The sequence below is a fragment of the Streptomyces sp. NPDC093261 genome (assembly GCF_044753645.1).
Taxonomy (GTDB): Bacteria; Actinomycetota; Actinomycetes; order Streptomycetales; family Streptomycetaceae; genus Streptomyces.
This window is the reverse complement of sequence record NZ_JBIVNO010000006.1, coordinates 240,900-260,321: the sequence shown is the minus strand read 5'-3', so window position 1 is coordinate 260,321 and position 19,422 is coordinate 240,900. Positions and strand designations below refer to the sequence as shown.

Below are 19,422 nucleotides of genomic sequence, written 5' to 3'. Positions count from 1 at the left end.
GCACAGCTCGCGCGTGACCCCGCGGACGGCAGGAAACCGGCAGGCGGGAATCGCAAGGGACTGGCAGGCGGGAATCGTGAGGATCTTCGGGAAGGGACGGCACCGGCCCTCCGCCTCCTGGCGGCAGGCCACCGACCGCGCGTTCACGCTGATCGGCGACGGCCGGTACGAGGACGCGGGTGCGCTGCTGACCCGTGCCGCGGACCTGGAGCCGTGGCTGTCGGAGTCCTGGTTCAACCTCGCCCTGCTGCACAAGTTCCGCCACGACTGGGAGCAGGCCCGCGCGGCCGGACTGCGCGCCGTGGCCCTGCTCGACCGGGAGACGGGCGCACCGGACTGGTGGAACGTGGGCATCGCGGCCACCGCGCTCCAGGACTGGCCGCTGGCCCGCCGCGCCTGGCAGGCGTACGGGCTGCGGGTGCCCGGCGGGGCCGCCGTCTCCACCGAGCTCACCGGGATGGAGCTGGGCAGCGCCGCCGTACGGCTGTCGCCGGAGGGCGAGGCGGAGGTCGTGTGGGGGCGCCGGCTGGATCCCGCCCGCATCGAGGTGCTGTCCATCCCGCTGCCGTCCTCCGGGCGCCGCTGGGGCGAGGTCGTGCTGCACGACGGGGTGCCCCACGGGGAGCGCACCACGGCCGCCGGGCACGCCTATCCGGTCTTCGACGAGATCGAGCTGTGGGCGCCCTCGCCGGTGCCCACCTGGGTGGTGCTGCTGGAGGCCGCGACCGAGGACGACCGGGACGCGCTGGAGCAGCTCGCCGCCGACGCCGGTTTCGCCGCCGAGGACTGGTCCTCGTCCGTGCGGCTGCTGTGCCGCGCGTGCTCGGAGTCCCGGATGCCCTCCGACGAGGGCGAGGGCGAACATCTCGATCCGCACGACCACAGCGAGCCCGGGCATCCGGGACCGCTGGGGCACCGCACGCACGGGCAGCTCTGGGTGCCCGAGCGCGAGTGCGGGATCGCGGCGCCCGACTCGCTGGTGCGGGGGCTGCTCGACGGCTGGGTCGCGGACAGCCCGGACTCCCGGGACTGGCGGGACCTCGAAGAGGTCTGCTGACCAGCGGCCCGGCCTGTGAATCCCGGGGAGGCACCCGAGCGTGCCCCGTAGTCTGTACTCGCAGGATTTCCCATGGTTGCAGGAAGGCGTACGTCGGTCATGGCGCAGCAGGACACCGATCAGCAGCACGCGGGCGTGCTCCCCGTGGACGACGAGGGCTTCGTCATCGACACCGAGAACACCGAGGAGCGCGAGGCGGCCTGGCGCGAGCGCGGCTCCTCGCGGCCGATCACGGTCGTCGGGAACCCGGTACTGCACAAGGAGTGCAAGGACGTCACCGAGTTCGGCGCGGAGCTGGAGAAGCTGGTCGCGGACATGTTCGCCAGCCAGCGCACGGCCGAGGGCGTGGGCCTGGCCGCCAACCAGATCGGCGTCGACCTGAAGGTCTTCGTCTACGACTGCCAGGACGACGAGGGTGTGCGGCACGTCGGCGTCGTCTGCAACCCCAAGCTCGTCGACCTGCCCGCCGACCAGCGCCGCCTCGACGACAGCAACGAGGGCTGCCTGTCCGTCCCGACCGCGTACGCGCCGCTCGCCCGGCCCGACTACGCCGAGGTGACCGGGCAGGACGAGAAGGGCAACCCGATCAAGGTGCGCGGCACGGGCTACTTCGCCCGGTGTTTGCAGCACGAGACGGACCATCTGTACGGCTACCTGTACATCGACCGGCTGTCCAAGCGCGAGCGCAAGGAGGCCCTGCGTCAGATGGCCGAGAACGAGCCCCGCTACCCCGTGGTGGCCAACGACTGAGACCCATGGTCCACGGCGCCTGGCCGGGCATGCGCCCGGCCAGGCGTCGTTCATGTGTGCGTCGCACATTCGATCCTGTGTACGTCTGAACCGACCGATATTCAGTCACACAAGGGATATTCTCGGCACGGTCGGAGATGAGTAGGCCAAATCCGTTCCCACAGCGGTCAGTTGTGGTGCTGAATGGAAAGCGCGGGGATACGCAACGGCGCGCGCCCGGCACGGCGGGAGGGGCGTGACGCCAACCGGCGGCTGAGAGGGGTTTGTTCGTGCCAGCTTTCCCACACAGCACTTCACCGACGACGACCGTGATCGCGGTTCCACCGGCGCTCTGTCTGCCGGTCATCGAGACCGCGTTTCCCCGTCGGTTGCACCCGTATTGGCCCCGTCTGCAGGAGAAGACACGTTCCTGGCTGCTGGAAAAGCGGCTCATGCGCGCGGACAAGGTCGAGGAACACGCCGACGGGCTGCGCTACACCGACCTCATGGCGGGCTACTACCTCGGAGCCCCCGACGAGGTCCTTCAGGCGATAGCGGACTACAGTGCGTGGTTCTTCGTCTGGGACGACCGCCACGACCGCGACATCGTCCACCGCCGGCCTGCCGCCTGGCGGAAGTTGAGGTTCCAGCTCCATGCGGCCCTGGACGCACCCGGGCACCATCTGCACCAGGCCGATCCCCTGGTCGCAGGGTTGGCGGACAGCGTGGGGCGCCTGTACGCGTTCCTGGGTGAGCGGTGGAACGCACGCTTCGCCCGGCACTTCCACGCGGTGATCGAGGCGTACGACCGTGAGTTCCGCAACCGCACCCGCGGGACCGTCCCGACGGTCGAGGCCTATCTGGAGCTGAGGCGGCTGACGTTCGCGCACTGGATCTGGACCGATCTGCTGGAACTCAGCGCGGGATACGAACTTCCGGACGCCGTGCGGAAACACCCCGCATACCGGCGGGCGGCATTGCTCAGCCAGGAGTTCGCCGCCTGGTACAACGATCTGTGCTCACTCCCCAAGGAAATCGCGGGAGACGAGGTCCACAATCTGGGAATCAGTCTCGTCCAGCACGAGGGCCTGACACTCGAGGAAGCCGTCGGAGAAATGCGGCGGCGGATCGAGGAATGCATATCCGGTTTCCTCGCCGCCGAAAAGGAGGCACTCCGGTTCGCCGATTCCCTCGTGGACGTCTCCGTGGAGGGAAAGGAACTGGGGGATGTCGTGAGGGCGATCGTCGCAAACATGCGGAACTGGTTCAGCGCCGTCTACTGGTTCCACCATGAGTCCGGCCGCTACCGGGTCGACAGCTGGGACGACCGCGCGACACCCCCGTACGTCGACAACGAAGCGGCAGGTGAGAAATGACCCTGGAATCGGTCGGTTCGAAGGCGCCCGAGGCGGCGGCGCCCCCGTGCGTTCCCCCGCTCGCCGCGGGCGGCGTCCCCCTGCTCGGCCACGGCTGGAGGCTCTTTCGTGACCCGCTCGGCTTTCTGGGCGGGCTGCGGGACGACGGCGGTGTCGTCCGGCTGAGGCTCGGACCCAAGACGGTGTACGCGGTGACCACCCCCGCGCTCGCCGGAGCCCTCGCGCTCAGCACCGACTTCGAGATCGGCGGCCCGCTGTGGGAGTCCCTGGAGGACCTGCTCGGCAAGGAGGGCGTCGCCACCAGCAACGGTCCGCTGCACCGGCGCCAGCGACGGGCCATCCAGCCCGCCTTCCGGCAGGAGGCCATCCCCGGGTACGGGCCGGTCATGGCCGAGGAGGCCCGCGCGCTCGTGGAGCGGTGGCGGCCCGGCACGACCATCGACGTCACCACGGAGTCGTTCCGTGTGGCCGTGCGCATCGCCGCCCGGTGTCTGATGGGGGGCACCTACATGGACGAGCGCGCCGACCGTATCTGCGCCTCGCTCGCCACGCTGTTCAGCGGCATGTACCAGCGCATGGTGATACCGCTCGGACCGCTGTACCGGCTGCCGGTTCCGGCCAATCGCGCATTCAATCGGGCATTGGCCGATTTGCATCTCGTGGTCGATGAGATCGTCGACGCCCGCCGGGCATCCGGTCAAAAGCCGAACGATTTGCTCATGGCTTTGCTGGACGCGAAGGATCAGAATGGTGAGCCCATTGGGGAAGAGGAGATCCACGACCAGGTCGTCGCCATCGTCACGGCCGGGAGTGAAACAGTGGGCTCCATGGTCATGTCGCTTCTCCAGGTGCTCACGCATCATCCGGAACAGGCGGACAAGATCCGCGATGAAGTGAAAACCGTGACGGGTGGCCGGCCGGTCGCATTCGAGGACGTCCGGAATCTGACGTACACCGCCAATGTCATCGTCGAGACAATGCGGCTGCGCCCCGCCGTATGGATTCTGACCCGGCGGGCCGTGACCGAAACCCAGCTCGGCGGCTACCGCATTCCGGCCGGGGCGGACGTCGTGTACAGCCCCTACGCGATTCAGCACGACCCGCGCTCCTACGAGCAGCCCGAGCGGTTCGACCCCCACCGCTGGCTCCCGGAACGGGCCAAGGACGTCCCGAAGTACGCGATGACCCCGTTCGGGGTCGGCAACCGGAAGTGCCCGGGGGACCACTTCTCGATGGCCGAACTCACGTTGATCATGGCGGAGGTGGCGTCCGCCTACCGGTTCGAGGAGGTGCCCGGCTCCGACCCGAGGCTCCGCATCGGCATCACGCTCCGCCCGCGCCGGCTGCTGCTGAGGGCGCGGCCGAGGTGACCTTCCGGGCGCACGTTCAGGCGGCCTCGGGACCCCTGAACGTGCGCCGGTAGGCAGCGGGCGTCGTGCCCAGGGCGCGCACGAACTGATGGCGCAGCGCCGCCGCCGTGCCGAATCCGGTGCGGTCGGCGATCGCCTCCGTCGTGTCGTCGGTCCGCTCCAGCAACTCCTGTGCCAGCAGCACCCGTTGACGCAGGATCCAGCGGTACGGGGTGGTGCCGGTCTCCTGCTGGAAACGGCGGGCGAAGGTGCGCGGGGACATATGCGCACGGGCGGCCAGCTGTTCGACCGTCACCTCCTGGTCGAGGTGGCGCTCCATCCAGACCATCACCCCGGCGACCGTGTCGCACCGCGACCGCGGCAGCGGCCGCTCGATGTACTGGGCCTGGCCGCCGTCGCGGTGCGGCGGCACCACCATCCGCCGGGCGATCCTGTTGGCCACCTCCGGCCCCTGCTCCTTGCGCACGATGTGCAGGCAGGCGTCGATTCCGGCGGCGGTGCCCGCGGAGGTGATCACCGGGTCCTCGTCGACGTAGAGCACATCCGGCTCGACGACCGCACGCGGGAAGCGCCGCGCGAGGGCGTCGGCGTGCCGCCAGTGCACCGCGCACCGCCGCCCGTCCAGCAGCCCGGCCGCCCCCAGCACGAAGACACCGGAACAGACGCTGAGCACCCGGGTCCCGCGCGCGACGGCCCGGCGCAGCGCGTCCAGCAGGTCCGCCGGATACTCCCGGGTCGCATAGGCGTCACCGGCCGGTACGGCGATCAGATCGGCCTCCTCCAGCCGCTCCAGCCCGTAGGGCGTGGACACGGTGAACCCGCAGTGGGTGCCCAGCGTGGACTTCTCGGCCGAGGCGACCGCGAAGTCGTACACGGGCAGGCCCTCGTCGCTGCGGTCGATGCCGAACACCTCGCACGCGACGCCGAGTTCGAAGGGATGCACGCCGTCGAGGAGGACGACGGCGACGTTCTTCAGCATGCTGCCAGTGTGCCCGGGAAGTGGCAGTAATTCGAGGGTGGAGGGCAGTCCTGCCACTGTCAGGAGCGTCGGCCGTGAACGACAGTTACCGCATGGACACCTTCACGGCATACGCGACCGTCCTGCTCCTCTTCGCTCTCCTCGCCGGCCCGGCGCTCGGGGGCCTTGTCCACGAGCGCCGGATCGACCGTCAGCTGAGGGCGGCGGAGTCTCAGAAGTCCTCGTCCAGGTCGACGGTGCCCTCCACCGCCACCTGGTACGCCGACGGACGCCGCTCGAAGAAGTTGGTCAGCTCCTGAACACCCTGAAGCTCCATGAAGGCGAAGGGGTTCTCCGAGCCGTACACCGGGGCGAAGCCGAGGCGCGTGAGGCGCTGGTCGGCGACGCACTCCAGGTACTGCCGCATCGAGTCGGTGTTCATGCCGGGCAGGCCGTCACCGCACAGGTCCCGCGCGAACTGGAGCTCGGCCGCCACGGCCTCCTCCAGCATGTCGGTGACCTGCTGCCGGAGCCCGTCGTCGAACAGGTCCGGCTCCTCCTTGCGGACGGTGTCGACCACGTCGAAGGCGAAGGACATGTGCATCGTCTCGTCCCGGAACACCCAGTTGGTGCCGGTCGCGAGGCCGTGCAGCAGACCCCGGCTGCGGAACCAGTAGATGTACGCGAAGGCGCCGTAGAAGAACAGACCCTCGATGCACGCGGCGAAGCAGATCAGGTTGAGCAGGAAGCGCCGGCGGTCGGCCTTGGACTCAAGCCGGTCCAGGTTCTCGACCGAGTCCATCCATGTGAAGCAGAATTCGGCCTTCTCCCGGATCGAGGGGATGTTCTCCACGGCCGCGAAGGCGGCGGAACGGTCCTTCGGGTCGGGGAGGTAGGTGTCCAGCAGCGTGAGATAGAACTGGACGTGGACGGCCTCCTCGAACAGCTGGCGCGACAGATACAGGCGCGCCTCCGGAGAGTTGATGTGCTTGTACAGCGTCAGCACCAGGTTGTTCGCGACGATCGAGTCGCCCGTCGCGAAGAAGGCCACCAGACGGCCGATGAGGTGCTGCTCGGCCGGCGTCAGCCTGGCGAGGTCGGCGACGTCCGAGTGGAGGTCGACCTCCTCCACCGTCCAGGTGTTCTTGATGGCGTCCCGGTAGCGCTCGTAGAAGTCCGGATAGCGCATCGGGCGCAGGGTCAGTTCGAAGCCCGGGTCGAGCAGATTGGCGTTACGGGTCATGTGTCTGTCGGCGCGAAGCGCCGTCCTCCAGGGGTGGTGGTCGGGCGACGGGTGGGCATCACTGGCAGGCCTCGCAGGACTCGGGGTTCTCGAGGGAGCAGGCGACGGCGTCGGGGTCGGCCGCCTGCTGGGTGGGGATGGTCGCCTGCGCCTGCGCCGCACGGGCGATCCGGGTCGCCGGGCGGGAGCGCAGGTAGTACGTCGTCTTCAGCCCGGACTTCCAGGCGTACGCGTACATCGAGGAGAGCTTGCCGATGGTCGGCGTCTCCATGAACAGGTTCAGGGACTGGGCCTGGTCCAGGAACGGGGTGCGGGCGGCGGCCATGTCGATCAGGCCGCGCTGCGGGATCTCCCATGCCGTGCGGTACAGCGCCCGTACGTCCTCGGGGATCCACGCGAAGCCCTGCACCGAGCCGTTCGCGTCGCGCAGCGCCTCACGGGTGCGGGCGTCCCAGACACCCAGCTCCTTGAGGTCCTGCACCAGATACGAGTTCACCTGGAGGAACTCGCCGGACAGCGTCTCGCGCTTGAACAGGTTGGACACCTGCGGCTCGATGCACTCGTACACACCGGCGATCGAGGCGATCGTCGCGGTCGGCGCGATCGCGAGGAGCAGCGAGTTGCGCATGCCGACCGCGGCGATGCGCTCGCGCAGGGCCGCCCAGCGCTCCGGCCAGGTCAGCTCGGTGTCGAAGTGGTCGGGGTGCAGCACGCCCCGGGCGGTGCGCGTCCGGTCCCAGGCCGGCAGCGGGCCGCTGCGCTCGGCGAGGTCGGCGGACGCCTCGTACGCGGCGAGCATGATGCGCTCGGCGATCCGCGTGGACAGGGCCCTGGCCTCCGGCGAGTCGAAGGGCAGCCGCAGCTTGAAGAAGACGTCCTGGAGACCCATCGCGCCGAGTCCGACCGGGCGCCACTTGGCGTTGGACCGGCCGGCCTGCTCGGTCGGGTAGAAGTTGATGTCGACGACGCGGTCCAGGAAGGTGACGGCGGTGCGGACCGTTTCGTCCAGCCGCTCCCAGGCGATGTCCCCGTCGGTGACGAACGCGCCGAGGTTGACGGACCCCAGGTTGCAGACCGCCGTCTCCCCGTCGTCGGTGACCTCCAGGATCTCCGTGCAGAGGTTGGAGGAGTGGATGACATGGCCCGGCTCGGCCGTCTGGTTGGCGGTGCGGTTGGCGGCGTCCTTGAACGTCATCCAGCCGTTGCCGGTCTGCGCGAGGGTGCGCATCATGCGGCCGTACAGATCGCGGGCCGGGAGGGTCCTCCTGGCGAGGCCGTCCGCCTCGGCCTTGCGGTAGGCGGCGTCGAACTCCTCCCCCCACAGGTCGGCCAGCTCCGGCACGTCCGCGGGGGAGAACAGCGACCACTGCTCGTCGGCGTTGACGCGGCGCATGAACTCGTCCGGGATCCAGTGCGCGAGGTTGAGGTTGTGCGTGCGCCGGGCGTCCTCGCCGGTGTTGTCGCGCAGCTCCAGGAACTCCTCGATGTCGGAGTGCCAGGTCTCCAGATAGACGGCGGCCGCGCCCTTGCGCCGGCCGCCCTGGTTCACGGCGGCGACGGAGGCGTCCAGGGTCTTCAGGAAGGGGACGATGCCGTTGGAGTGCCCGTTGGTGCCACGGATCAGCGAACCGCGGGAACGGACGCGGGAGTAGGCGATGCCGATGCCTCCGGCGTGCTTGGAGAGGCGGGCGACCTGGTGGTAGCGGTCGTAGATGGAGTCCAGCTCGTCCTTGGGGGAGTCGAGGAGGTAGCAGGACGACATCTGGGGGTGGCGGGTGCCGGAGTTGAAGAGGGTGGGAGAGGAGGGGAGGTAGTCCAGGCGGCTCATGAGCCTGTAGAGCGCCGCGACTTCGTCCACCGCGCGGGGCGTGTCGTCCGCGGCGAGGCCGGAGGCGACGCGCAGCAGGAAGTGCTGGGGCGTCTCGACGACCTTGCGGGTGACCGGGTGCCGCAGCAGGTAGCGGCTGTGCAGGGTGCGGAGCCCGAAGTAGCCGAAGCGGTCGTCGGCGTCCGGGTCGACGAGGGCGTCGAGGCGGGCAGCGTGCAGGCGAACGAAGGCGGCGGTCCGATCGGCGATCAGACCCTCCCGGTGCCCGACGGCTACGGACTCGGTGAACGACGTGACGCCCTGGGAGGCGGCCTCGGCGCCGATGGAGATCGTCAGCAGCCGGGCGGCGAGCCGGGAGTAGGCGGGGTCCTCGGAGATGAGGCCGGCGGCCGCCTCCGTGGCCAGCTCGCGCAGTTCCGTCTCGTCCGCGCGCGCCGACCGGCCGCGCAGCGCGGCGGCGGCGACCCGGCCGGGGTCGGCGTCGGGGAGGTCAACGGTCAGCTCGGTCAGGGTCCGCAGCAGCGCGGCACCGGGACCGTCGGTCCCGTCGGTCACCGCGGACGGCACCGAAGACGGTGTCGCTGAAGCCGGTTCGGCTGGCGCGATGGTCACGTGGGGCTCTCCCTCGCTCGGCACGGGGCCTGGCGGAGGGCAGGGGCAGCTCACGAGCGCACGCGGGCGTCGCGTCCACCGGCCCATTCCACGAGGCCCGGACGTCAGGCGCCTGGGCCGGTCGGCCGGGCGCACTGTCGGCAGGTCCTCGGACTGACGCTTATGCAGATCCGCCCCGGGGGGACGGACAGGCACAAGTACACCGTTGCGGGACAGTTCCGGATTCACACCGGATTCCCCTGCGGTGACAGCGAGCATGAGCATACATCTTGTGCTGGGTCGCGAGGCCACCCCCAGATGTTGTGTCGTGTTGGCTCCGGAGCGTGTCAGAGTGTCAACGCATAGGTGAGCAACGTGAGGTCGTCGAGGTGCGGGAGCGGATTCCAGTCCCGCTCTGGTGTGCGAAGGAAGCCGAGGCGCGCGTAGACACGGTGGGCGGTGTGCATGGTGCGCTGGGTGGACAGCACCACCCGCCGGCAGCCGGGGACCGCGCGGGCACGCTCGACGCACGCGCGCACCAGGGCCTCACCGGTGCCGCGCCCGCGGGCCGCGTGGTCGACGGCCAGCATCCGTATCTCGGCCTCGCCGGGACCGGCGATGTCGGCCATGGGCCCGGCCGCCGGCACGAAGGTGACCCCGCCGAGGACCCGGTCGCCCTCCACGGCGGCCAGCACCTCGGCGGCACCGGCCCGCTTGGCCACGTCTCTCAGCTCGCCGAGGTAGGAGTCGCTCTCGCCGAAGTCGAGCAGCCCGTCCCGGAGATAGGCCTGGGCGGTGATCTCGCCGAGGACCGCGTACTCCACGGGCAGTGCCTGCCGGATGGTGATGTCCATGGGCCCGAGTGTGCCCGACGGGTACGACAACGGGCCGCCGGATTCTCTCCGGCGGCCCGCCTGCATGCCTGCCCGCTCGCCCGGGACCCGGTGCCCGGGACCCGGGCCACCAGGTCCCGGCCCGGGCCCTAGTGGGACGTACCGGCCGTCGCCGGGGGCAGTTCGACCTGCACCCCGGGGTCGCCCGCGTCCGCCGTGTAGTCGTCCGGCCTGGTCTCGTCGACGCCCTCGGGGGCCTTCACGGCCTTCAGGACGAAGGTCAGGGCGACCGTCACCAGGACGTTCATCACGAACGCCGTCAGACCGATGTAGCCGATCTCACCGATGCCCGGGATCTCCTTGGCCGAGCCCCCGAAGTGCGCTTGCGTGGGGGAGGCGACACCGTACGCCGCGAGCGTGCCGTAGACCATGCCGACCGCCCAGCCCGCGAGCAGCGCCCAGCGGTGGAACCAGCGGGTGAACAGTCCGCCCACCAGGGCCGGGAAGGTCTGGAGGATCCAGATGCCGCCCAGCAGCTGGAAGTTGATGGCGACCGTCTTGTCCATCGTCAGCACGAAGACCAGGGCGCCCACCTTCACCAGCAGCGATACGATCTTGGAGACCCGGGTCTCCTCCTTCGCCGTGGCATCCGGCTTGATGAAGTCCTTGTAGATGTTGCGGGTGAACAGGTTGGCGGCCGCGATGGACATGATCGCCGCCGGAACCAGCGCCCCGATGCCGATCGCCGCGAACGCCACGCCCGCGAACCAGTCCGGGAACATGTCCTCGAAGAGCTGCGGAATGGCCAGCTGGCCGTTCTGCACCTTCACACCCGCCGCGATCGCCATGAAGCCCAGCAGCGCCAGCAGACCCAGCATCAGCGAGTACAGCGGAAGGATCGTGGTGTTGCGGCGGATCACCTCACGGCTGCGCGAGGACAGCGTCGCCGTGATCGAGTGCGGGTACATGAACAGCGCGAGCGCGGAGCCCAGTGCCAGCGTCGCATAGGTCCACTGGCCCGCCTCCGGCGGTGCGAGGGCGCCGCGCGGCTTCCCCGTCACCGGACTTGTCTGCGCGAACGCGTGGCCCGCCTTGGCGAAGATGTCGTCGAAGCCGCCCAGCTTGATCGGGATGTAGATGATCGCCACCGCGATGACGATGTAGATCAGCGCGTCCTTGACGAACGCGATCAGCGCGGGGGCCCGCAGACCCGAGGAGTAGGTGTACGCGGCGAGCACGCCGAAGGCGATCAGCAGCGGCAGGTCCTTCACGAACCAGTTGGTGTTCTCGCCGCCGCCCACGCCCATCACGTCCAGCACGGCCTGGATGCCCACCAGCTGGAGCGCGATGTACGGCATCGTCGCCAGGATGCCGGTGACCGCCACCGCCAGCGACAGCCCCTTGGAGCCGAACCGGCCGCGGACGAAGTCGGAGGTGGTGACGTATCCGTGCCGGTGCGACACCGACCACAGCCGGGGCAGGAAGGTGAAGATCAGCGGGTAGACGAGGATCGTGTACGGCACCGCGAAGAAGCCCGACGCGCCGGCCGCGTAGATCGCCGCCGGTACGGCCACGAAGGTGTACGCCGTGTACAGGTCCCCGCCGAGGAGGAACCAGGTGATCCAGGTGCCGAACGACCGCCCGCCGAGGCCCCATTCGTCGAGGCTGTGTTCGTTCTCGGCCTTGCGCCAGCGTGCCGCGAGGAAGCCCAGCACCGTGACGGCCAGGAAGAAGAAGACAAAGACGCCGAGCGCGACGCCGTTCACTCCGTCCTTCACTGCGACGCACCCCCCTCACGGCCGGCGCGGGCGCGCTGGTCACGCCGCCAGAGCTGGTAGGCGAGCATGGTCAGCGCCGTGGAGATCAGTACCCACAGCATCTGGTACCAGTAGAAGAAAGGGATGCCGATGAACGTGGGGTCGGTCTTGGCGTAGGAGCCGACCCACAGCATCGCGACGAAGGGTGCTACGAGGCAGAGGGCGATGGCGACGCGCACGGGCGTCACCGTCGCCGCTCTTGTCACATGCGGCTGATCTGACATCTGGTGGCTCCGTCCCCTCACTGTTCACCTGTGTAATGCGCAGGCAATCTAGGTGACGGTGTCCCGAAGGCGGAAGACCTCGTCCGGAATCGGGCCTCGGCTGTGTGGAAAGGCCGGCGAACGGCTCACTCCTGCGGCCGCTTGAGCCGCGCCACGAACTTGTACCGGTCCCCGCGGTACACCGAGCGCACCCACTCCACCGGCTTGCCCTGCCGGTCCAGCGAGTGCCGGGAGAGCATCAGCATCGGCAGGCCGACATCCGTGCCGAGCAGCCCCGCCTCGCGGGGGGTGGCCAGCGAGGTCTCGATGGTCTCCTCGGCCTCCGCGAGATGGACGTCGTAGACCTCCGCGAGCGCCGTGTAGAGGGAGGTGTACTTCACCAGCGAGCGGCGCAGCGCCGGAAAGCGCTTGGCGGACAGATGCGTCGTCTCGATCGCCATGGGCTCGCCGCTCGCCAGCCGCAGACGCTCGATGCGCAGCACCCGGCCGCCGGCCGTGATGTCGAGCAGCCCGGCGAGGGTGCCGTCGGCGGTGATGTAGCCGATGTCCAGGAGCTGGGAGGTCGGTTCGAGGCCCTGGGCGCGCATGTCCTCCGTGTAGGAGGTGAGCTGGAGTGCCTGGGAGACCTTCGGCTTGGCGACGAAGGTGCCCTTGCCCTGGATGCGCTCGAGCCGGCCCTCGACGACCAGCTCCTGCAGGGCCTGGCGCACGGTCGTGCGCGAGGTGTCGAACTCCGCGGCCAGCGTGCGCTCGGGCGGTACCGGCGTCCCGGGCGGCAGCGTCTCCGTCATGTCCAGCAGATGCTTCTTCAGACGGTAGTACTTGGGCACGCGCGCGGTGCGGACGGTCGCCCCGCCCTCGCTCTCCGCACTGCTGACGTCGGTGCTCATGCTCTGCCTTCCCGGCTCCGGATGCCGAAGCGACCGGCACTCCGTCGGTCGCGGCTCACATCGTGGCACGGCTCGATGCGGGGGGTGCCCCGCATGCTCCGCGATCCCCGTCACGCGGCCGGGGATCCCTTCTGTATACCGTCGGCACTCCCGCTGGTCTAGTCCACCGCACCGAAGTGGTCCAGTCGGCGGGCCGCCACTGGCCTGCCCTTTCTGCTGGGTTCCTGCTTAAAGGTCCTTGCATATGTAGGTCCCATAACGGACGTCCGGACCGCGCCGAACACCCTTGACACTCCTATTGGTCTGGGCCAAGCTCCCCCGTACTGGTCTACACCATTGGTCCAGGTCCCGGCCCCACGGGCGCTACTCGTCATCAAGTCGCCGCGTGGACAAGGGGGGTTGGTGGCATCCCTGAGGAGGGTGGGCGTGAAGCGCAAGCTGACAGCCGCGATCGGAATCGCGGGCATGATGATCTCCATCGCGGCGTGCGGGGACGGCGGCGGCAAGTCCGGGGGGTCGGACGCCAAGGAACTCACCGTCTGGCTGACGGTCGACGCGCAGAACAACTGGCCCGCGCTGGTGAAGGCCGCGGACGACGCCGTGACCAAGAAGCACCCCGGCCTGAAGATCCAGCACGAGTACTACGGCTGGCCGGACAAGAACACCAAGCTCGACGCGGTCCTCGCCACCGACAAGGTGCCCGACGTGGTCGAGATGGGCAACAGCGAGATGCTCGGCTACATGGTCAAGGGTGCCTTCGCCCAGGTGGACCCGGCCAAGTTCGACAACTCCGGCCAGTGGCTGGACGGCCTGAAGACCTCCGTCACCTACGAGGGCAAGACCTACGGCGTCCCGTACTACGCCGGCGGCCGGGTCGCCAACTGGCGCAAGGACATAGCCGCTTCGGTGGGCGTCAAGACGCCCCCGAAGACGTACCAGGAGCTGACCGCCGACCTGGACAAGATCCAGAAGAAGGAGGGCGGCACGTTCAGCGCCTGGTACCAGCCCACGCGCGACTGGTACGCGGCCATGTCCTTCGTCTACGACGCGGGCGGCTCCATCGCCAAGGAGCAGGGCGGCCAGTGGAAGGCGAACCTCTCCTCGCCCGAGTCCGTCAAGGGCCTCACCGAGTTCAAGAACGTCGTCGACTCGTACATGCACGGCGACAAGACCAAGGACGAGTCGGACCGGTACATCGTCTACGGCCAGGGCAAATCCGCCATGATCTTCGCCGCCGCCTGGGAGGGCGCGACCGCGGCCGACCCGAAGAACGACAAGACCGGCAAACTCAAGGACAACCTCGAGAACTTCGTGATGCCCGGCCCGTCCGGCAGGAACATCCCGGTGTTCCTCGGCGGATCCGACCTCGCGATCCCGGTGAAGTCCAAGGCGCAGGACCTGGCCGGCGAGTGGATCAACGCGTTCACCGGCTCCGAGGGTCAGAAGGGCCTGATGGCCAAGGGCAACCTGCCCAACAACAAGACGGACCTCGCCACGCTGAAGAACGACCCGGCGACGGCGGTCCCCGCCACCGCGGCCGAGTCCAACTGGTTCGTCCCGATGGCACCGGGCTGGGGCCAGGTCGAGAAGGCGCAGATCCTCCAGACCATGCTGCAGGACATCGGTACCGGCAAGAAGTCGGTCGAGGCCGCCGCGAAGGACGCGGACACCGCGATCGACAAGGTCATCAACACCAAGTGACCTGAACGCAGGGCCCCGTCGCCCGGGGGAGTCCGGGGCCGGGGCCCTGCGTCCCGTTGGACCTGAGGGACCGCTGAGGAGCGCGCGATGAGTGCCGCAGACACGACCACCCCTGCCACCGTGCCGCCGCCGCGGCCGGCGCCGCCACCCGCCGTCCCGGAGCGGCCACGCAGAAAGCGGACGTCGAGCGGGGCGGCGGCCCCCTGGCTGCTGCTGGCGCCCTGTCTGCTGGTCCTCGTCCTGGTGATGGGTTATCCGCTGGTGCGCCTGGTCACCCTCTCCTTCGAGAAGTTCGGACAGTCCCAGCTGTGGGGCTTCCAGCCCGCCGAGCCGGTCGGGTTCGCCAACTTCGCCGAGGTGCTGGGCGACGGCGAGTTCTGGGCCGTCGTCCTGCGCACCATCGTGTTCGCGGTCGGCTGTGTCGTCTTCACGATGGCCGCCGGCATGATGATCGCCCTGCTGCTGCAACGGGTCTCCGGCTGGGTGAGGACGCTGGTGAACATCGTGCTGGTGGCCGGCTGGGGCATGCCCGTCATCGTGGCCACCACCGTCTTCAAGTGGCTCTTCGACTCGGACTACGGCGTCTTCAACGCGTTGCTGAGCAAGCTGCCCGGGGTCGAGATGATCGGCCACAACTGGTTCGCGTCGGGGCCCCAGGGACTGGCCGTGATCATGCTGCTGGTGGTGTGGGGGGCGGTGCCCTTCGTCGTCATCACGCTCAGCGCGGGCCTCACCCAGGTCCCCAGGGAGCTCCAGGAGGCGGCCCGGCTGGACGGCGCGGGTGCCTGGGGGGTCTTCCGCCATGTCACCCTGCCCATCCTCAAGCCGATCATCGTGATGCTCACGACCCTGTCGGTGATCTGGGACATGGGTGTCTTCCCGCAGGTCTTCGTGATGCGGGGCGGCCACCCCGAGGCCGAGTTCCAGCTTCTCACCACCTACTCGTACGACCGGGCGTTCGTCGTCAACGACTATGCGCAGGGCTCCGCCATCGCCCTGCTCACCGTGGTGCTGCTGCTCGGCGTGGTCGCCGTGTACATGCGCCAGATGCTGAAGATCGGAGAGGTCGAATGAGTACCCTCACAGCTCCCGGCCGCCGGGGGCCGAGGCTCGGCTGGAACCTCCTCGGCCTGCTCGTCTTCGTCACCGCGGGCTTCCCCGTCTACTGGATGGTCGACACGGCCTTCAAGCCGGCGAAGGACGCCATCGACCCCGATCCGAGCCTGCTGCCGACGGGTCTCACCCTGGCCAACTTCCGCCGGGCGCTGGACATAGCGGACTTCTGGGGCCCGGTCGGCCGCAGCCTGGTCGTGTCCCTGTCGGTGGTGGCGATCGGCATCGTCGTCGGGATGCTGGCGGCGCTCGCCATCTCCCGCTTCGCCTTCCGTGGCCGGAAGATCGTGATCGTGGGCATCCTGGCGGTCCAGATGATTCCGCTGGTCGCCATGATCATCCCGGTTTTCCTGCTGCTCAACGACCTCGGGCAGTACGACAGACTGACCGGCCTGATCATCACGTACCTGACCTTCATCCTGCCCTTCACCGTGTGGACGCTGCGCGGGTTCATCGTCAACATCCCGGGCGAGCTGGAGGAGGCGGCCATGGTGGACGGCTGCTCCCGCACCGGCGCCTTCCTGCGCGTGGTCTTCCCGCTGCTCGCCCCCGGCCTGGTCGCCACCTCGGTCTACGGCTTCATCCAGGCCTGGAACGAGTATCTGTACGCCCTCATGCTGATGAGCCAGCAGCACCAGACCGCGACCGTCTGGCTCGGCAACTTCACCACCAAGCACGGCACCGAATACGCGCCGATGATGGCCGGGGCCACGATGATGGCCGTGCCGATCGTCGTGCTCTTCCTCCTCGTCCAGCGCAAGATGGCCGCGGGCCTGACCGCGGGCGCCGTGAAGGGATAACGCCACCCGATGACGACATTCGCCAGCGGTACCGACACCCTCACCCGCGATGCGCTGACCGTCCTCCAGCCCGGCTTCACCGGCACCACGGCCCCCGACTGGCTGCTGCGCCGCCTCGGCGAGGGGCTGGCCTCCGTGGGACTGTTCGGCCGGAACATCGCCTCCCCCGGGCAGCTCGCCGCCCTGACCGCCCAGTTGCGCGCCGAACGCGACGACGTGCTCGTGGCGATCGACGAGGAGGGAGGTGATGTCACCCGCCTGGAGGTGGGGTCGGGATCCTCCTTCCCCGGCAACCACGCGCTCGGCGCGGTGGACGACGCGGAGCTGACCCGCGCGGTGGCCTGCGAGCTGGGACGCCGGCTCGCGGAGTGCGGGGTCAACCTCAACTGGGCGCCCTCCGCCGATGTGAACTCCAACCCCGCCAACCCGGTGATCGGCGTGCGGTCCTTCGGCGCCGACACGGACCTGGTGGCCCGCCACACCGCCGCCTATGTCACCGGACTGCAGTCCGCGGGCGTCGCCGCCTGCACCAAGCACTTCCCCGGGCACGGGGACACGGCGGTCGACTCCCACCACGCGCTGCCGCGCATCGACGCGCCGGCGCAGGTGCTCCACAGGCGCGAACTCGCCCCGTTCCGGGCGGCGATCGCGGCCGGCACGCGCGCGATGATGAGCGCGCACATCCTGGTCCCGGCCCTGGACCCGGACCGCCCGGCCACCCTGTCCCGGCGCGTCCTGACCGAGCTGCTGCGCGGCGACCTCGGCTACGACGGCCTGATCGTCACCGACGGCATGGAGATGCGGGCGATCTCCGGGACCTACGGCATCGAGCGCGGCAGCGTCCTCGCCATCGCGGCGGGCGCGGACGCCATCTGTGTGGGCGGCGGCCTCGCGGACGACGAGACGGTACGACGTCTGCGGGACGCCCTGGTCACGGCGGTGCGCTCGGGCGAGCTGGCCGAGGAGCGGCTGGCCGAGGCGGCCGGGCGGGTCCGGGCGCTGGCGCGGTGGACGGCGACGGTGGGAGGGGAGGGCGCCGCCGCGCGGCCCGCGCCCGGCGCCGACATCGGTCTGCTCGCGGCCCGGCGCGCGCTGACCGTCACCGGCGCGGAGGGCTTCACCCCGCTCACCGAGCCGCCCTATGTCGCCGCCCTCACCCCCGTCGCGAACATCGCGGTGGGCGACGACACCCCGTGGGGCGTGGCCGCGGAACTGGTCCGCATGCTTCCGGGCACACAGACGGGCAGCGTCGCGGGGGAGACGGCGGGGCGGGCCGTGCTGGAGGCCGCGGGGGCGCGGAGGATCGTGGCGGTGGTCCGCGATGAGCACCGTCACCCCTGGATGGCGGGGGCCCTGGACGTGATCCTCGCGCAGCGTCCCGACACCGTCGTGGTCGAGATGGGCCTCCCCGGGGCCGCTCCTCGCGGTGCCCTGCACATCGCCACACACGGGGCGGCACGGGTCTGCGGACGGGCCGCGGCGGAGGTCATCGCCGGCAGGTGACAGCGGGCCGGGGCGAGCATGGTCCTCGCCCCGGCCGGGAGGGGAAGGCGCCGGGGCCCGGCGCCTTCCCGCCTGTGACTAGATGCCCTGCCAGTCGGGCTTGTTGGCGTAGGTGTGCCGGAAGTAGCCGGCGAGCCTCAGCTTGGACGCGGCGGCCTCGTCCACGACGACGGTCGCGTGCGGGTGGAGCTGGAGCGCGGAGGCCGGGCACACCGCGGCGACAGGCCCCTCGACCGTCGCGGCCACCGCGTCCGCCTTGCCCTCGCCGGTCGCGAGGAGCACCAGGTGCCGCGCCTCCAGGATGGTTCCGATGCCCTGGGTGATGACGTGATGCGGCACCTGGTCGATGTCGCCGTCGAAGAATCGCGCGTTGTCGATCCGGGTCTGCTCGGTCAGCGTCTTGATCCGTGTGCGTGAGGCGAGCGAGGAGCAGGGCTCATTGAACCCGATGTGCCCGTCGGTGCCGATGCCCAGCAGTTGCAGGTCCACCCCGCCGGCCTCGGCCAGCGCCGTCTCGTACGCCGCGCACGCCGCCCGGACGTCCTCGGCAGTGCCGTCGGGGCCGATGAACGCCTGCATGCCGATGCCGAGCGGCTGGAGCACCTCGCGGGCGAGCACCGAGCGATAGGACTCCGGGTGGTCGGCCGGCAGGCCCGCATACTCGTCGAGCTGGGCGATCCGTGCCCGCGAGACATCGACGGCACCGGAGCGCACCTTGGTCGCCAGCGCCTCGTAGACGGGCAGTGGCGTCGATCCGGTGGCCACGCCGAGCAGGGCGTCGGGCTTGCGCCTGAGCAGCTGTGCCATGGCCTCGGCGATGAGCTCGCCGCCCGCCTTGGCGTCCGGGACGATGACAACTTCCACGCTGGGCCTGCCGATCTGAGGAGGGGCTCGCGTGGGAAGCCGAGGGGCACACACGCGAGGACACATGTGGTATAGACCAATCTAGCAGAATCGGCCCTTCGGGAAAGGGGCCGCCGTCCCGGATTTTCCTGGCCTTCCCGTGCGGGTCGTCCTCCGGATGCGCGGCTCCGGGGACGGGGGAGGGCAATGGAGTCAGCCGACCTCGTACCGGACCGGTCAGCCCGCGAGGAGGCCCCATGACCACACCCTCCCGGAATCCGCCTCGCACGCCACGCCGGAGCCCGGGCCGGGCGCCCGCTCCCCGGATCCCCCGGGCACCCCGCGCGCCCCGGCGGAGGTGACCGAGACGCACTGACGGCGTACGGCGGCAATCCGGCCCCCGGGCGGGCCGAAGGCCGCTACCCTGCGGTGGAGACCTCGGGGGATGTCCGATAAAGAGACAACAACAAACATCCCCCGACGCATGGACACACGCGTCCCGACCCAGCACCATGGTCCCTGGCATGTGGTCTAGTCCACAAGCAC

At 69.8% G+C, this 19,422-nt stretch carries 16 protein-coding genes and 1 riboswitch; of the genes, 8 read left to right on the top strand and 8 right to left on the bottom strand.

Features of this window, described 5'->3' with window-relative positions:
• Window positions 1-76 precede the first annotated feature (76 nt).
• From ACIP94_RS16635 to ACIP94_RS16620, 4 genes are all read left to right on the top strand, one after another.
• Entirely contained in the window at window positions 77-1,057 is a 981-nt protein-coding gene (locus tag ACIP94_RS16635; RefSeq protein WP_402425561.1) for a tetratricopeptide repeat protein, read from the top strand.
• 99 nt (window positions 1,058-1,156) lie between these two features.
• Window positions 1,157-1,807, top strand: coding sequence for a peptide deformylase (gene def / locus ACIP94_RS16630; RefSeq protein WP_402425715.1), 651 nt, complete (start codon window positions 1,157-1,159; stop codon window positions 1,805-1,807).
• Between the two features lie 269 nt (window positions 1,808-2,076).
• Window positions 2,077-3,162 (top strand): epi-isozizaene synthase, encoded by a 1,086-nt coding sequence (gene cyc1, locus ACIP94_RS16625; RefSeq protein WP_402425558.1) that lies wholly within the window; start codon window positions 2,077-2,079, stop codon window positions 3,160-3,162.
• The gene (locus ACIP94_RS16620; RefSeq protein ID WP_402425556.1) at window positions 3,159-4,532 is read left to right on the top strand and encodes a cytochrome P450; all 1,374 of its coding nucleotides are present in this window, start codon (window positions 3,159-3,161) and stop codon (window positions 4,530-4,532) included. The genes cyc1 and ACIP94_RS16620 overlap by 4 nt, the downstream gene beginning before the upstream one ends.
• A 16-nt stretch (window positions 4,533-4,548) precedes the next feature.
• Here the strand turns inward: ACIP94_RS16620 and ACIP94_RS16615 are convergent, their stop codons facing one another.
• The 7 genes from ACIP94_RS16615 to ACIP94_RS16585 all read right to left on the bottom strand — a co-directional run bounded on the left by ACIP94_RS16615 (window position 4,549) and on the right by ACIP94_RS16585 (window position 12,916).
• Window positions 4,549-5,511, bottom strand: a complete 963-nt coding sequence (locus tag ACIP94_RS16615) for a GlxA family transcriptional regulator (protein WP_402425553.1) — start codon at window positions 5,509-5,511, stop codon at window positions 4,549-4,551.
• A gap of 211 nt (window positions 5,512-5,722) precedes the next feature.
• A complete protein-coding gene (locus ACIP94_RS16610; protein WP_402425550.1) occupies window positions 5,723-6,733 on the bottom strand; it encodes a ribonucleotide-diphosphate reductase subunit beta in 1,011 nt (336 codons plus the stop codon).
• Window positions 6,734-6,791: 58 nt separating this feature from the next.
• Window positions 6,792-9,173, bottom strand: a complete 2,382-nt coding sequence (locus ACIP94_RS16605) for a ribonucleoside-diphosphate reductase subunit alpha (RefSeq protein ID WP_402425548.1) — start codon at window positions 9,171-9,173, stop codon at window positions 6,792-6,794.
• 143 nt (window positions 9,174-9,316) lie between these two features.
• Window positions 9,317-9,412, bottom strand: a riboswitch (cobalamin riboswitch).
• 87 nt (window positions 9,413-9,499) lie between these two features.
• The gene (locus ACIP94_RS16600; protein WP_402425545.1) at window positions 9,500-10,006 is read right to left on the bottom strand and encodes a GNAT family N-acetyltransferase; all 507 of its coding nucleotides are present in this window, start codon (window positions 10,004-10,006) and stop codon (window positions 9,500-9,502) included.
• Between the two features lie 128 nt (window positions 10,007-10,134).
• Complete coding sequence (gene mctP, locus ACIP94_RS16595) at window positions 10,135-11,763, bottom strand: monocarboxylate uptake permease MctP (RefSeq protein WP_402425542.1); 1,629 nt, start codon at window positions 11,761-11,763, stop codon at window positions 10,135-10,137.
• Complete coding sequence (locus tag ACIP94_RS16590; RefSeq protein ID WP_402425539.1) at window positions 11,760-12,026, bottom strand: DUF3311 domain-containing protein; 267 nt, start codon at window positions 12,024-12,026, stop codon at window positions 11,760-11,762. Before ACIP94_RS16590 ends, mctP begins: the two co-directional genes overlap by 4 nt.
• Window positions 12,027-12,151: 125 nt before the next feature.
• Window positions 12,152-12,916 (bottom strand): GntR family transcriptional regulator, encoded by a 765-nt coding sequence (locus tag ACIP94_RS16585; protein WP_402425536.1) that lies wholly within the window; start codon window positions 12,914-12,916, stop codon window positions 12,152-12,154.
• A gap of 426 nt (window positions 12,917-13,342) precedes the next feature.
• Between ACIP94_RS16585 and ACIP94_RS16580 the strand changes: the two genes are divergently transcribed.
• From ACIP94_RS16580 to ACIP94_RS16565, 4 genes are all read left to right on the top strand, one after another.
• The gene (locus ACIP94_RS16580; protein WP_402425534.1) at window positions 13,343-14,617 is read left to right on the top strand and encodes an extracellular solute-binding protein; all 1,275 of its coding nucleotides are present in this window, start codon (window positions 13,343-13,345) and stop codon (window positions 14,615-14,617) included.
• Window positions 14,618-14,704: 87 nt separating this feature from the next.
• Complete coding sequence (locus ACIP94_RS16575) at window positions 14,705-15,691, top strand: carbohydrate ABC transporter permease (RefSeq protein WP_402425531.1); 987 nt, start codon at window positions 14,705-14,707, stop codon at window positions 15,689-15,691.
• Complete coding sequence (locus tag ACIP94_RS16570; protein WP_402425528.1) at window positions 15,688-16,530, top strand: carbohydrate ABC transporter permease; 843 nt, start codon at window positions 15,688-15,690, stop codon at window positions 16,528-16,530. Before ACIP94_RS16575 ends, ACIP94_RS16570 begins: the two co-directional genes overlap by 4 nt.
• 9 nt (window positions 16,531-16,539) lie before the next feature.
• The gene (locus ACIP94_RS16565) at window positions 16,540-18,033 is read left to right on the top strand and encodes a glycoside hydrolase family 3 protein (RefSeq protein WP_402425526.1); all 1,494 of its coding nucleotides are present in this window, start codon (window positions 16,540-16,542) and stop codon (window positions 18,031-18,033) included.
• Between the two features lie 78 nt (window positions 18,034-18,111).
• Here the strand turns inward: ACIP94_RS16565 and nagB are convergent, their stop codons facing one another.
• Window positions 18,112-18,897 (bottom strand): glucosamine-6-phosphate deaminase, encoded by a 786-nt coding sequence (nagB, locus tag ACIP94_RS16560; protein WP_402425523.1) that lies wholly within the window; start codon window positions 18,895-18,897, stop codon window positions 18,112-18,114.
• Window positions 18,898-19,422: the final 525 nt, after the last annotated feature.

What these genes read in the sequence shown, in the direction of transcription:
- def (WP_402425715.1), top strand. Translation starts at nt 1,157, where the DNA reads ATGGCGCAGCAGGACACCGATCAGCAGCACGCGGGCGTGCTCCCCGTG.
- ACIP94_RS16620 (WP_402425556.1), top strand. Translation starts at nt 3,159, where the DNA reads ATGACCCTGGAATCGGTCGGTTCGAAGGCGCCCGAGGCGGCGGCGCCC.
- ACIP94_RS16615 (WP_402425553.1), bottom strand. Translation starts at nt 5,511, where the DNA reads ATGCTGAAGAACGTCGCCGTCGTCCTCCTCGACGGCGTGCATCCCTTC.
- ACIP94_RS16610 (WP_402425550.1), bottom strand. Translation starts at nt 6,733, where the DNA reads ATGACCCGTAACGCCAATCTGCTCGACCCGGGCTTCGAACTGACCCTG.
- ACIP94_RS16600 (WP_402425545.1), bottom strand. Translation starts at nt 10,006, where the DNA reads ATGGACATCACCATCCGGCAGGCACTGCCCGTGGAGTACGCGGTCCTC.
- ACIP94_RS16590 (WP_402425539.1), bottom strand. Translation starts at nt 12,026, where the DNA reads ATGTCAGATCAGCCGCATGTGACAAGAGCGGCGACGGTGACGCCCGTG.
- ACIP94_RS16585 (WP_402425536.1), bottom strand. Translation starts at nt 12,916, where the DNA reads ATGAGCACCGACGTCAGCAGTGCGGAGAGCGAGGGCGGGGCGACCGTC.
- ACIP94_RS16575 (WP_402425531.1), top strand. Translation starts at nt 14,705, where the DNA reads ATGAGTGCCGCAGACACGACCACCCCTGCCACCGTGCCGCCGCCGCGG.
- ACIP94_RS16570 (WP_402425528.1), top strand. Translation starts at nt 15,688, where the DNA reads ATGAGTACCCTCACAGCTCCCGGCCGCCGGGGGCCGAGGCTCGGCTGG.
- ACIP94_RS16565 (WP_402425526.1), top strand. Translation starts at nt 16,540, where the DNA reads ATGACGACATTCGCCAGCGGTACCGACACCCTCACCCGCGATGCGCTG.